This is a genomic window from Bacillus cereus group sp. TH152-1LC (assembly GCF_027710505.1).
In the GTDB taxonomy this organism is placed as follows: Bacteria; Bacillota; Bacilli; order Bacillales; family Bacillaceae_G; genus Bacillus_A; species Bacillus_A mobilis.
In genome coordinates, this window is the sequence record NZ_JAQFNK010000010.1 from 60,339 (window position 1) to 74,192 (window position 13,854).

Genomic DNA, 13,854 nt, shown 5'->3' on the forward strand with positions numbered 1-13,854 from the left:
AGTAGCTTTTTGTATTTCATCTGCCTATTTCTGTAATTAATTTTGTATATTTGACGTTCTGTTGTGTAAACGCTTACAGTTTTGCTTGTATCTTATACAATAAAGGTACCAAATCGAAAGAGGTGGCCAAAATGAGTACGAAAAAAGTATATAGTTTCTTATCACAAGCATTCATATTCTCAGCTATTATGTTAGTTTCTAATATTATTGCAACACATTTACCAATTCCGATGCCTTCATCGGTGATCGGATTAGTTATTTTATTTAGCCTATTATGTTTGAAGGTTATTAAATTGGAACAAGTTGAATCACTCGGAACGGCCTTAACAGGTATTATCGGATTCCTTTTCGTTCCATCAGGTATTTCAGTTATTAATTCTCTCGGTGTAATGGGACAATATTTTGTACAAATTTTAACTGTAATTGTTGTAGCAACAATTATTTTACTCGCTGTAACAGGGTTATTTGCACAATTCATTTTAGGAAAAGATGAAAAAGAAATAGAAGATACGAAAGAATTGAAAGTAGTAAATAAAGGACGCAAGCACGGAAAAGTTGCATAACCAATTTAGTATATATTGTTAGGAGGGAATGAACATGGCAAGCACAATGACTCCATATTTCGGAATCGTCGTTTCATTAATAGCATACGGAATCGGAACATTATTATTTAAGCATTCAAAAGGATTCTTCTTATTCACACCATTATTCGTAGCGATGGTATTAGGGATTGTCTTTCTAAAAGTAGGTAATTTTACTTTTGAAGAATATAATACTGGCGGAAAAATGATTAGCTTCTTCTTAGAACCAGCAACAATCGCGTTTGCAATTCCATTATATAAACAAGTGGACAAGCTGAAAAAATATTGGTGGCAAATTTTATCGGCTATCGTAGTTGGATCCATTTGCTCAGTAATTGTCGTGTTCATTGTTGCAAAAGCAATTGTTCTAGATACAGCAGTAATGAATTCAATGTTACCACAAGCAGCAACAACAGCAATTGCGTTACCAATCTCTGAAAGTATTGGTGGCATACCAGCAATTACATCGTTTGCAGTTATTTTTAACGCAGTTATCGTATACGCATTAGGAGCGTTATTCTTAAAAACATTTAGAGTAAAACATCCAATTGCAAAAGGTTTAGCACTTGGAACAGCAGGTCACGCATTAGGAGTGGCAGTAGGAATTGAAATGGGTGAAGTAGAGGCAGCTATGGCAAGTATTGCTGTAACAGTAGTTGGGGTTGTAACTGTAGTTGTCATACCAATGTTTATGCCATTCATTGGCTAGGAAAACTTACTTAAAAAATGAGAAAAGCAAGCTATTTGTAGGACAGATTTCTACTGATAGCTTGCTTTTTATGTTACAGTAGTGGTAAGACCTATTTAAATAAAATGTAAGTTTCCTTAAATCTTCATTAATACTGTGTAGAATACGTTTTGAATTAGGTCATTGTATTGTAAAATAAGAAGTAAGCTACTATAGGATCTGCTAAGGGAGATATATAATAAGCTTATAAAAATCTTCATATGAATAAATAATTAAAGGTAGAGAAGAGAGAAAAAATCTACTTATTAACGTTTTACTTTATAGGACAGGAGAGAGTACTCGTCGATTATGCAAATAAAAAACCTGTTTCAAAGCAAAGGATTTCAGAGGTTACTCGTATTAGTAATACTTGCTCTCGTGTTATACGGGCTGCAAAGTATGTTGAATTTAATTTTAATTACGTTTATTCTCACGTATTTAATGGATCGATTCCAAAAGTTTATTTCTCGTAAATTAGATCATTTCATGCCCATTAATCGAAAGATTATTATAGCATTTCTATATGTAATGTTAATTGGTGGAATTGCTATTACGCTATTTAAATATTTACCAGTATTAACGATACAAATTTCACAATTGATTTATCAATTTAATGTATTTTTAAGAAACCCACCAGATAGTGAATTAATTAAGTATGCAGTGAATGCTGTCAACCATATGGAACTTTCAAAATATGTAGGACAAGGCGTCGACATTTTGTATAAATCGATTACGAATGTTGGGAAATTTGGTCTTCAAGTGTTACTTTCTTTAATTTTAAGTTTATTTTTCTTATTGGAAAAAGCTCGTATCGTTGCTTTTACTGCAAAATTTAAAGAAAGCCGACTTGCAATATTTTATACTGAAATTGAGTACTTCGGTAAGAAATTTGCACGTTCATTCGGAAAAGTAATTGAAGCACAATTTTTAATTGCAGTTGTTAACTGTGTTTTATCCGTTATTGCACTATGGATATTAGGATTCCCGCAATTATTAGGTTTAGCGTTAATGATCTTCTTGCTTGGTTTAATTCCAGTAGCTGGGGTTATCATTTCGTTATTCCCGCTTTGTATGATTGCTTACAATATCGGCGGTATTATGTACGTTGTTTATATTTTAGTTATCGTAACAGTAATTCATGCGCTTGAAAGTTACGTGCTAAATCCGAAGTTTATGTCGCAAAAAACAAATTTACCGATTTTCTATACATTTATGGTATTAATCTTCTCAGAACACTTCTTAGGTGTATGGGGATTAATTATCGGTATTCCAATCTTTATTTTCTTATTAGATGTCTTAGATGTGACAAGTGATGAAATGGAGAAGGATGTTGGAAAAAAATAAAGTGAAGTAAAGAAAAAGCATCGATGTTCGATGCTTTTTCTTTTATAACATGATGTTTCTTATGCCATACTGTAAGAAGAACATAGAATAGGGGTGAAAGAATGGCTGTAAATGAAAAGGTAGAGCAAGCTACATTTGCTGGAGGGTGCTTCTGGTGTATGGTTTCGCCATTTGAAGAGATGGAAGGAATTATACAGGTTGTTTCTGGCTATACGGGTGGTCATAAAGAGAACCCAACGTATAAAGAAGTATGTTCAGAAACGACGGGACATTATGAGGCAGTACAAATTACATTTGATGCAAATAAAATGCCGTATGAGGAGTTATTAAATATATACTGGAGACAAATTGATCCGACTGATATAGGTGGGCAATTCCACGACCGTGGACAGTCTTACGAAACAGTGATTTTTTATCAGAATGAAGAACAACATAAAAAAGCAGAAGCTTCAAAAGAAGAGCTTGCAATGAGCGGACGCTTTTCAAAGCCGATTGCGACAAAAATATTACCAGCTACTACGTTTTATCCGGCTGAAGAATATCATCAAGGATATCATAAGAAAAACACATTCCGCTACGAGTTATACCGTAAAGGCTCAGGACGAGATGCGTTTATTAAACAACATTGGCCAAAAGATAATGCTCATTTAAAAGAAAAACTCAATGAGATGCAATTTTATGTAACGCAGGAAAATGGAACGGAACCACCCTTTCGAAATGAGTATTGGAATCATAAAGAAGAAGGTCTTTATGTAGATATCGTTTCAGGTGAGCCTTTGTTTACTTCTTTAGATAAGTTTGATAGTGGGTGTGGATGGCCTAGTTTTACAAAGCCAGTTATGTCAGCTAGTCTGAAAGAAAAAATGGATGTGAGTCATAATATGACTCGTACAGAAGTGAGAAGTAAGGAAGGAGATTCGCATCTTGGGCACGTATTTCCAGACGGTCCAGGACCAGATGGTCTTCGTTACTGTATTAACTCCGCAGCTCTTCGATTTATTCCAAAAGAGGAATTAGAGAAAGAAGGATATGGTGATTTCCTAATCTTATTCGGAAATAAAAAATAACCTCGCTAACTGCGAGGTTATTTTTTTGTTATTTTGCTTTTTTCTTTTTGAACTTGCTTAATGCTTCATAAACGATTGGAACAATAAGAAGTGTTAATAACGTTGAACTTGTTAATCCACCAATTACCGTTACACCAAGTCCTTTAGAAATTAAGCCGCTACCTTCAAATCCTAATGCAAGCGGGATAAGGGCCCCGATTGTTGCAATTGCAGTCATTAAAATCGGACGAAGGCGTGTAGCACCGGCTTCTAATAAAGCTTCACGTGTTGATAGACCTTCATTTTCTTTATGAATAACGCGGTCGATAAGCACGATTGCATTTGTTACAACGATACCAATTAACATAAGCGCACCAATCATTGCAGAGACACTTAGCGTTTCGCCCGAGATTAATAAGGCAACAAGTGCTCCAATAATTGTAAATGGTAGCGAGAATAAAATTGCGAATGGTGCAAGGGCACCGCCAAATGTAACGACAAGAACGAAGTATACGATGGCAATCGCAGCTAACATCGCTAAGCCAAGTTGCTTGAATGATTCTTCAATATCTTTTGTAACGCCGCCCATAGAAACATCTACGCCCGAAGGAAGATCCATTTTATCTACTTCTTTTTGAACAGCGGCAGATGCTTTTGAAACGTCATCAGATGTTAGTTTTGCACTTACTTCTGCATAAACACGGCCATCGCGGTGTTTTACTGTATTTGAAGTTTCACCTTCTTTTACAGTCATAACATCTTTCACAGCCACTTCAGTACCAAGTGGTGTTGTAATTTTTCGATTTGTTAAGTCATCGATTGTTTCATAATTTTGTTTGTCAGCTTCTACATATACATTGACATCTTTACCGTCTTTTTTAATTGTTGTTAGAACAGGGCGATCATGTGGATTAGAAAGTCCCATTCCAATTTGCGCAGCTGTGAGACCCATTTTACTTAGTTTTTCTTGATCTGCGACTAAAGTGTACTCTGCGTATGTTTTTGCAATACTAGAGTCTATATCTTTTAAGTCTTTATTTTTCTTCATGATATTTTGAATATCTTTTACGACAGGCTTAATGTCTTCCGAGCTATCTCCGTACACGTATAGTTTAATTTCATTACTACCGCCACTTGCTCCGAAATCTTGGTTTTTCCATTCGCCTTTTCCAGACATCTTCTGTAAATCTTTAACGACTTGTTCTTTCTCTTTTTCAAAGTTTTTCGTGTCGTTATCATATTGCACGAAAAACATTGCCTGGTTGGATTGACCAGGACTCATTGGGTTTTCGCCACCTAATGAGAATTGAATTGTTTTGACGTCTTTATTATCTTGGAAGTGCTTCTCAGCTTTCGTTGCAATTTTTTCAACGTCTTCTAACGTTTGCCCTGGTTCAGGGTTGTACGTTGCAATGATCATTTTTTCTTCTTCAGATGGTAAGAAACTTACACCGATAACTGGAACAAGTGCAAGACTACCAACTAATAGAAGGACAGCGATACTTGATGTAATGATTTTATGATTTAAAGCCCATGCAAGTATGCGTTTATACCCGTTTGCTAATCTACTTGGTTTTTCTTCATGATGTACTTCTTTTTCCCTCATGCTCTCTTTCTTAAATAAAGAGTGAGCTAGCATCGGCACGATTGTAACTGCTACTAGTAACGATGCTAATAAAGCGAAGACGATAGTTAAGGCAAATGGTAAGAACATTTCACCAATCATACCTTTTACTAGTCCAAGCGGTAAGAATACAGCAATTGTTACAATGGTAGAAGACATAATTGGAATGAACATTTCCTTCGTAGCTTCACGAATTAAATCTTTTCCGCGTAGTTTCTCTTCTGATAACGACATTCGTCGGTAAATATTTTCAATAACAACAATGGAGTCATCCACAACGCGTCCAATAGCCACTGTCATTGCTCCAAGTGTCATAATGTTAAGCGTAATATCCATTTGCTTTATGACTAATACAGCAATTAATAAAGAAAGTGGTATGGAAACGACAGAGATTAATGTTGTTCGGATATTTCGTAGGAACAGCATAATAATAACAATCGCAAAGATAGCACCAAAAATGGCTTTGCTCAGCATTGTTTCTACTGATTTCTCAATCGGTGCACCTTGGTCGAATGTTGAAATAATCTCTAAGTCTTTATATTTTTTCTCAAGTTCTTTTACTTTATCTTTCGCTGCATTTACAACATCAACTGTATTCGCATCAGCAGCTTTTACAATTTGAATTCCTATTGCTTCTTTTCCGTTTGTTCGAGAAATTGACTCTGCTTTTCCGACTTCTTTAATGTCAGCGATTTCGTCTAATGTAAATGTCGGAATTCCATTCATAGCGGCTGGATTCATTTGCGGCGTTTGTGCACCGGTTCCAGCGTTTGGACTACCTTGACCGCTCGGTGATGAAGGTATAGCCGGGATCTTTAATTCTGTTAATGCTTTAATCGTTGTAATATTTCCATCTACAACAACTGATTTTTCTGTGTCTTTAAATGTATATAAGCCAAGTGGCAAAGATACGTCCGATCCTTTAATTACATTTTTTACAGTATCTTCACTTAAACCTAATTCTTTCATCTTATCTTTCTTGAAGACAAGTTGTACTTCATCTACTTGTTGACCTGAAATTTGAACAGATGCAACACCATCAAGTCCTTTTAATCCTGGCACAACATTCTTCTCTACATTTTCAGTTAAGGTAGCTAAAGATTCATTTTTACTTGCTACGCTTAACGAAATAACTGGAAAGGCATTAAAGTTTACACGTGAAACTTTAGGGTCTTTTACACCTTCTGGCAGTTTCACATTTGCGAGAGCTTCTTTAATTTCTGTTTCAGCCTTTTCCATATTTTTATCAAAATCATATTCTACCTGAATAGAAGATGCGTTTTGAAAAGATGATGAACTAACAACGTTTACACCACTTAAATTTTGCAGTTGCTCTTCCATCGGTTTTGAAACTTTGTCAGCTACTTCTTCTGGTGTAGCACCAGGATAAACCGTGGTTACTGTTACAATCGGTGTTGTAATATCAGGAATTGTTTCCAGCTTCATGTTCAGCCCAGAATAAATACCTGCAATGGTAACAAGAATGGTTAGTAGCCAAACTGCGAACTTATTTTTTAACGAGAAATTAATGATTTTGTTCATGTTTGCGCTCCCTTTGTATTGTATTGACCAACTGGTCAGTCTAATACATAATATAACTGACTGATTGGTCAGCCGTCAATGAAAAGGGATGGTATAATAAAGTGAAACTTGAATCAGTGGGGATTTTTTCATTCCTACTGATTATCAGCCCTCACCAATCGGGTTTACTGCCCGGCGAATAGCGGGATAAATTCATAATAAGATGCGAGATTAAATTTAGGAGAGACATGATATGAAAGAAAAAGAGCGTTTAATTATAGAGATGGCTATGAAGTTATTTGCGACTAAGGGTGTAAATGCGACATCAGTACAGGAAATTGTGACCGCTTGTGGCATATCTAAGGGAGCTTTCTATTTATACTTTAAATCAAAAGAGGAGCTTTTATTAGCAACACTTCGATATTACTATGACAAGATTCAAAATAAAATGATGGATATTGAAAAAGAATCGTTATTGCCGCGTGAAAAATTTGCAAAACAATTGCATTGCCAGTTTAATGATATACAAAAGCATAAAGAATTTATTATTATGCATGCAAGGGAAAATGCTATCCCTTTTAATAAAGAAGTAGAAGAGTTTATGATGCGGATGAAGTTAGAGTCTCACGCATTTTATCGGAATAGTTTACTGTCTATTTATGGTGAGAAGGTTATGCCTTATTTATTAGATTTAGTCATTATGGTAGAAGGCATATGTCGTGGATATTTAGAACTAATTATTTTACAAGCACCAGAAATTGACTTATCTTATGTTTCTGCTTTTATTTTGAAAAGAGTAGATGATTTAGTAGATGGATTGGTAGAATCTTCGGAAGAACCTGTGTTACATGAAGAAAAGCTGGGAGAATTCCTTTGCAAATCGGAGCTTATTAAGGAGCAGGTTAAGGAACACTTTTTAAAAGAAATTATCGTTTTTAAACGCACGTTAGCTGATCAATTAGAAGATGAGGAATTGCTTGTTACATTAGATGTTTTGGAGGCAGAAATGAGATTGCAAAATCCAAGGATCCCGGTCATTCAAGGGATGTTATCTAATTTAGAGGTATATCCAAATTTAAAAGAATTTCGTTTGAGGCTTATGGGGTATTACAATATAAAAAGGTAACAATGAAAGCTATCATTGTTACCTTTTTTATTATGCATTCACTTTTTCTTTTGTTTGTGTAGTCTCTTCTTGCTCAATATTGATTGTTTCTTTCACAATATAAATCGGACGATTTTTGCTTTCGTCGTAAATACGAGCAATATATTGGCCAACGATTCCAAGACCAAGTAACTGAATACCGCTAAAGAATGTAATAGCAACCATAATTGATGCCCAACCTGTTTGTGTACCAGTGCCAATGATTTTCACGGTAATTGTATATAATAGAACAATTATTGAAATGAGAACTGATAATAAGCCTAAAGTCATAACGATACGTAACGGTTTTGTTGAAAATGCAATAATGCCATCTGATGCAAATTTAATCATTTTCTTTAATGGATATTTCGTTTCACCAGCAAAGCGCTCATCGCGTTCATATTCAACATACGTTTGGCGGAAGCCAACCCAAGACATCATACCGCGGATGAAGCGATTTCGCTCAGTCATTTGATTGAAAACATCAGCTACTTTGCGGTCGATGATTCGGAAATCACCAGTATCTTTTGGGATATCAATATCAGACATATAGTTTAAGAATTTATAGAAATATTTAGCTGTTAAAAGTTTAAACCAAGTTTCACCTTTACGTTGTTTACGTTTTGCATAAACAACTTCATATCCTTCTTCCCATTTTGCAATAAGTTCAGTGATAACTTCAGGTGGATCTTGTAAGTCTGCATCTATAATTACGATAGCATCACCTTTTGCAGCGGCAATACCGGCTGTAACGGCTATTTGGTGTCCAAAGTTACGTGCAAAATTAACGATTTTTGTACGGTAATCATTTGCTGCAATCTCAGATAAGATTTCCATTGTACGGTCTGTGCTACCGTCGTTTACAAAGACAAACTCGTAATTAATATCATTTTGAAGCATAACGGACTTTAAACGGTTATAACATTCCTGTGCTACTTCTTCCTCGAAGTACATAGGAACTACAACCGAAATTAATTTTTGCATGTTGTATCCTCCGTATTTTTAATAAGTTGTTCAAGTTTAATTAGTAGCCTTTTCGGTTTGGTTGAATGTCCAAATTTTATTAAGGACAAAGTTTATAACCATTCCGACACCAATTGCGAAAATCTGTGCAATTAATGCGTTAAAAGTAAGTTTATCTACTAATATAAATAAACATAATGTATTAAAAGCCAATACAATTAAATTTACAGTTAGAAATTTAAAGAACATTGACGTGCTTTTATTATTAGGTTTAAACACCCAATTTTTATTCCAATAGTAGCTATTGGCAACACCAATTAAATAGGCAATGGTATTCGCAATAAGGTAGTTCATACCGAATTTTAATAATATCCAAAAGCTAATAATTGTAATGAGTGTATTAAAGATCCCTACTAAACCAAACTTTAAGAGTTTCTCCATAATAGTATCCTCAACTTTATAAAATGTATAAATAAAACAGGAAATGTAGAAAGGTTACTTGTACATAACAACTATCAATTATAGCATAGTTTATGCTAAGATGTTATATGTTTTGAGTGGATATCATTTTAGGATATAGAATAAATCTGTCAATAATAAAAAAGGTTATTTTAAATTGGTATACTAGGCAATATGAAAGCAAAACATGGAAATCATGGTAATATTCATGTATAGTAGCTGGGAGTGTAATTTTTTTAGGAAATATAATGTTTTCCCATATAAATATTTTAAGGAGTGAGTTTTTTGGAACGTTTTTCTGGATTGTTTTCAACCTTTTCTACACGTGCCATATACGGCATTTATAGCTTTTTCGTTGCGATATTAATTTTTGATTATTTTTCGGATACTCAAAAATACAATTACGTAATGATAGTAGTTGGATTCTTACTTTTATGTACAATTGGAAACTTTATACTTAGTAGCGGATCGCTATATCTTGAAAGATTAAATGAAAAAATGTGCTTTTTTGCACTGTTAATTATTTGTCTAGCAGTGAAAACAGCGTGGATTCTTACATATAAGATTGATCCAATTGGTGATTATGAAGCCTTTTTTAATACAGCAAAAGCATTAGGTGACAACTTTGTTATTCATGATAGATATGTTGCATTATTTCCACATATTTTTGGGTATGCTTCATTCTTAAGTATCTTCCTAAAAATATTTGGGGCAAACTTTATGATTCCGCCAATTATTAATGTTGTTTTAACTACAATATCAATGGGATTAATATATTTTATAGGTAGAAGAATTGGTGGAGTGAGAACAGCGATAACAGCAAGTGTTTTGTGGATTCTCCTGCCATCACAAACGATGTATAACATGTTTGCACTTTCAGAACCGTTGTATTGTACAATACTGTTATTAGCTTGGGCAATTATGATAATTGTTTATGATAAAATTGAAAATATAACGATTGTAAAGGTTCTTATGTATTCAATTTTATTATCTGCATTACTTGTATTAATAAATATGGCAAGACCAATTGCAGCGGTGCCAATTATAGCCCTAGCAATATGGATGTTTATTATAGATATAAGGCATATAGGGAATAAGAAAGTACTGATTAATAAGGTGGCATATGTAGGGATTATCATTATTGGATACTTAATGATGTCTTCGGCGATGAATAACTATATAACATCACGTTTAGGTGAAGAGATAGCAACAGTGCCGGGATACAATATTCATGTAGGATTTAATAAAGGAGCTTCAGGAACATGGAATCCAGGAGATTCAGCGTTACTATATCATTATAGTGGCCAACCAGGATGGAGTGCTCAGGACGTTCAAAAGCAAATGCTTGAAGAAGCGAAAAAGAGAATAAAAAATGATGATATAGATTTCGGGAAACTAATGTATGATAAATTTATTATCTTCTTAGGGAATGATGATCAAGCTGTTAAATATGCAGATCCAATTATGTATCATAAAGTACGATATACTATAATTTCGAATGTTTTTTATTACTTTTTACTAGCTACTTCACTGTTCGGGGCGTTAGTAGCTATAAAAAATAAAAACAAATCTTCACTTATTATTATTTGTTTATACATGATTGGGCTAACAATGGCACAAATGATAGTGGAAGTAGCACCGAGATACCATTATTCGGCTACTATACCTATGATCTTTTTAGCTGCTTTTGGTATTAAGCATATTTATAATAAAAAAGGTGACAGGGATATAGTAAAAAGATAAATGAAAAAAGCAGTTGTTTCAAAAGGGTGTATAAGAATCCTTTTAGAAGCAACTGCTTTTTTATTTTAAAATTTGAAAGATATTTATTATCGGATTAAGAGTTTTGTTGAGCCCATTTTTCTACATCCCAAGTTTTTGTTATCCAATCTTCATAAAAGTCTGGTTCGTGGCATACAAGAAGAATTGTCCCTTTGTATGCTTTCATCGCTTTCTTCAACTCTTCTTTTGCTGTAACATCAAGGTGGTTTGTTGGCTCATCAAAGAGTAGCCAGTTACTTTCTTCACCCATTAGTTTACATAAACGAACTTTTGCTTGTTCGCCACCGCTTAATTGATTCAGTGGACGAGAGATGTGTTCGTTTTTTAAACCGCATTTCGCTAACATTGCACGTACTTGATGTTGGTCTAAGCTAGGGAATGTATTCCAAACATCATCAATCGGTGTTATATTATCAGCTTTTACTTCTTGCTCGAAGTATGATGGGTTTAAGAAGTCACCAAGACTTGTTTTTCCGCTTAATGGTTTAATCTTACCTAAAATCGTTTTTAACAGTGTTGACTTACCGACACCATTACACCCAACAATTGCAATTTTTTCACCACGTTCAATTGTCATTGTTAATTTTGGTAATAACGGATGTGTATATCCAATCTCTACATTTTCCCCTTCGAAGACAAATCGACTACTTGCACGACTTTCTTTAAAGGAAAACTCAGGCTTAATCGCTGTTTCAGGACGATCGATACGCTCCATGCGATCAAGTTGTTTTTGACGGCTCTTCGCACGGCCTGTTGTTGAGTAACGGGCTTTATTTTTTGCAATAAAATCTTCTTGTTTTTTAATAAACTCTTTTTGTTTTTCGTAAGCATTAATATGTTGATTTTTATTAATTTCCGCTAGTTCTAGGAATTTTTCATATGTCGCTGTATAACGCGTCATTTTTGTGAATTCTAGATGGAAAATAACATCGACACATTTGTTCATAAATTCCGTATCATGGGAAATTAATAGGAACGCATGTGGATATTCTTTTAAATAATTTGTTAACCAATGAATATGTTCAACGTCTAAATAGTTGGTAGGCTCATCTAATAGTAGTACTTCTGGTTGCTCAAGTAGTAACTTTGCAAGTAACACTTTTGTACGTTGTCCACCACTTAATGCGGCAACATCACGATCTAAACCAATCGCGTCAATTCCAAGACCACGTGCTGCTTCTTCAATTTTCATATCTAATAAATAGAAGCCACCTGCTTCAAGAGCATCTTGTATTTCTGCCATTTGCTCAAGAAGTTCCTCTAATTCTTCTGGTGTAGCAGTTCCCATTTTTTCTGTAACTTCATTTAAAGCTTTTTCTTTTTCAAATAAAGGTAAAAACGCATCTGCTAATACGTCACGAATCGTGCGACCAGGTGTTAAAATGGTATGTTGGTCTAAGTAACCGTAATTTGTACCAGGTGTCCACTCTACACGCCCTTCGTCATGGATAAGTTGACCAGTAATTATATTCATAAATGTTGATTTACCAACACCGTTTGCTCCAACTAATCCAACGTGTTCTCCTGCGAGTAAGCGCATGGATACATCTTTAAATAATGTACGATCACCAAATGTATGGCCTAATTTTTCAACAGTTAATAAGCTCATAATGTCCTCCGTTCAATTCTAAATAGTGTCTTGAATCATGATACTAAATTCTTCGATATAATGCTATCATTTCAAAAATATATAATATAATTGACCAGTGGGGATGCGATTATAAAAGAATGATGGGTTAATTTACAAGAAATAAGCGATGCAAGAGAAATAAAAAAATAAGGTGTAACCATTTAATAATAGTGGTTACACCTTGTTTTTTATTTTAAATATCCACGAACAATTCCACGTAAGCGATTTGCGTGGAACTTGCGCTTATCATTAGAAATATTTTGTGTCATACGGAATGTTGCCGCAGCGACAGCACGTAAGAAATAAGGGAATCCATAGTGTAAGCGAATAACCCTACCAAAACCACCAGCATAAGAAACGGCACGTTTTAATGATTGTTCATTAATAATTTCCTCTTTTACAGGATGGTATACGAACAGATCTTTTCTAAATAAACCAGTATAATTTTGTTTCATACCACGTAGTACAAAGTCAGTTTCTTCACCAGCCCCATAAATCGTGCCAGAACCAACACCTAAATCTTCATCAAATGTACCTACATCTTGTACAAATTGTTTTGTGAAGAATAGTGTGAAAGAAGGTCCCATGAATCCATATTTATTATTTAAAATAATGTCTGAATTCGGTGCGTGTATTAAAGAACCTGTGCCTTCCACATTTGTAGTATTTGTTGAGATGAAATGAACATCTTTATTAGAGTTGAAAGTTTCTAATATACTCTCTAAAACATTTGTTTCATAAATACAATCATCATCTGGAAAAGCGATGAAATCACCATCGGCTACTTTTAAGCCTGCATTTCGAGCTCTCGATAGTCCTTTAATAGGTGTATAAATGTAATGAATAGAAAATTTTTCTTTATATTCATCAAATAAATCAGAGATTGGCGTATCATTTTGATCTACTACGATAAGTTCAAAGTTTTTGTAAGTTTGTTGTTCAAGTGATTTTAGTAAGTCAAGAATATCATCACGTCTGCCACAAGTAGCCATGATTAAAGAAAATTTCAAGTTTAACAGCTCCTTTTAGAGAT

Annotated in this window: 11 protein-coding genes; 6 read left to right on the top strand and 5 right to left on the bottom strand. The window is 34.3% G+C overall.

Annotated elements, in window-relative coordinates; translation table 11 throughout:
- The first annotated feature begins 131 nt into the window (after positions 1-131).
- From lrgA to msrB, 4 genes are all read left to right on the top strand, one after another.
- Positions 132-563, top strand: coding sequence for an antiholin-like murein hydrolase modulator LrgA (gene lrgA, locus PDL00_RS20935; RefSeq protein ID WP_073517685.1), 432 nt, complete (start codon positions 132-134; stop codon positions 561-563).
- Between the two features lie 34 nt (positions 564-597).
- A complete protein-coding gene (gene lrgB / locus PDL00_RS20940) occupies positions 598-1,290 on the top strand; it encodes an antiholin-like protein LrgB (RefSeq protein ID WP_270730980.1) in 693 nt (230 codons plus the stop codon).
- Positions 1,291-1,617: 327 nt separating this feature from the next.
- Entirely contained in the window at positions 1,618-2,652 is a 1,035-nt protein-coding gene (locus PDL00_RS20945) for an AI-2E family transporter (protein WP_242253624.1), read from the top strand.
- Between the two features lie 101 nt (positions 2,653-2,753).
- Entirely contained in the window at positions 2,754-3,719 is a 966-nt protein-coding gene (gene msrB / locus PDL00_RS20950) for a peptide-methionine (R)-S-oxide reductase MsrB (protein ID WP_242253633.1), read from the top strand.
- Between the two features lie 28 nt (positions 3,720-3,747).
- Here msrB and PDL00_RS20955 read toward each other — a convergent pair whose 3' ends face one another.
- A complete protein-coding gene (locus PDL00_RS20955) occupies positions 3,748-6,864 on the bottom strand; it encodes an efflux RND transporter permease subunit (RefSeq protein WP_270730983.1) in 3,117 nt (1,038 codons plus the stop codon).
- Positions 6,865-7,096: 232 nt separating this feature from the next.
- Between PDL00_RS20955 and PDL00_RS20960 the strand changes: the two genes are divergently transcribed.
- Positions 7,097-7,969 (top strand): TetR/AcrR family transcriptional regulator, encoded by an 873-nt coding sequence (locus tag PDL00_RS20960; protein WP_242253635.1) that lies wholly within the window; start codon positions 7,097-7,099, stop codon positions 7,967-7,969.
- Positions 7,970-7,999: 30 nt separating this feature from the next.
- On the opposite strand, the gene PDL00_RS20965 is transcribed toward PDL00_RS20960, so the two are convergent.
- Positions 8,000-8,971, bottom strand: a complete 972-nt coding sequence (locus PDL00_RS20965; RefSeq protein ID WP_098273074.1) for a glycosyltransferase family 2 protein — start codon at positions 8,969-8,971, stop codon at positions 8,000-8,002.
- Between the two features lie 36 nt (positions 8,972-9,007).
- Positions 9,008-9,391: a GtrA family protein gene (locus PDL00_RS20970; protein WP_000413281.1), complete on the bottom strand. Its 384-nt coding sequence runs from the start codon at positions 9,389-9,391 to the stop codon at positions 9,008-9,010.
- A 303-nt stretch (positions 9,392-9,694) separates the two neighbouring features.
- Between PDL00_RS20970 and PDL00_RS20975 the strand changes: the two genes are divergently transcribed.
- Positions 9,695-11,152, top strand: coding sequence for a hypothetical protein (locus PDL00_RS20975; protein ID WP_270730986.1), 1,458 nt, complete (start codon positions 9,695-9,697; stop codon positions 11,150-11,152).
- 94 nt (positions 11,153-11,246) lie between these two features.
- Here PDL00_RS20975 and PDL00_RS20980 read toward each other — a convergent pair whose 3' ends face one another.
- Both PDL00_RS20980 and PDL00_RS20985 read right to left on the bottom strand, forming a co-directional pair.
- A complete protein-coding gene (locus PDL00_RS20980; protein ID WP_242253637.1) occupies positions 11,247-12,800 on the bottom strand; it encodes an ABC-F family ATP-binding cassette domain-containing protein in 1,554 nt (517 codons plus the stop codon).
- A 209-nt stretch (positions 12,801-13,009) separates the two neighbouring features.
- The gene (locus tag PDL00_RS20985; protein ID WP_016085383.1) at positions 13,010-13,831 is read right to left on the bottom strand and encodes a glycosyltransferase family 2 protein; all 822 of its coding nucleotides are present in this window, start codon (positions 13,829-13,831) and stop codon (positions 13,010-13,012) included.
- Positions 13,832-13,854 lie beyond the last annotated feature (23 nt).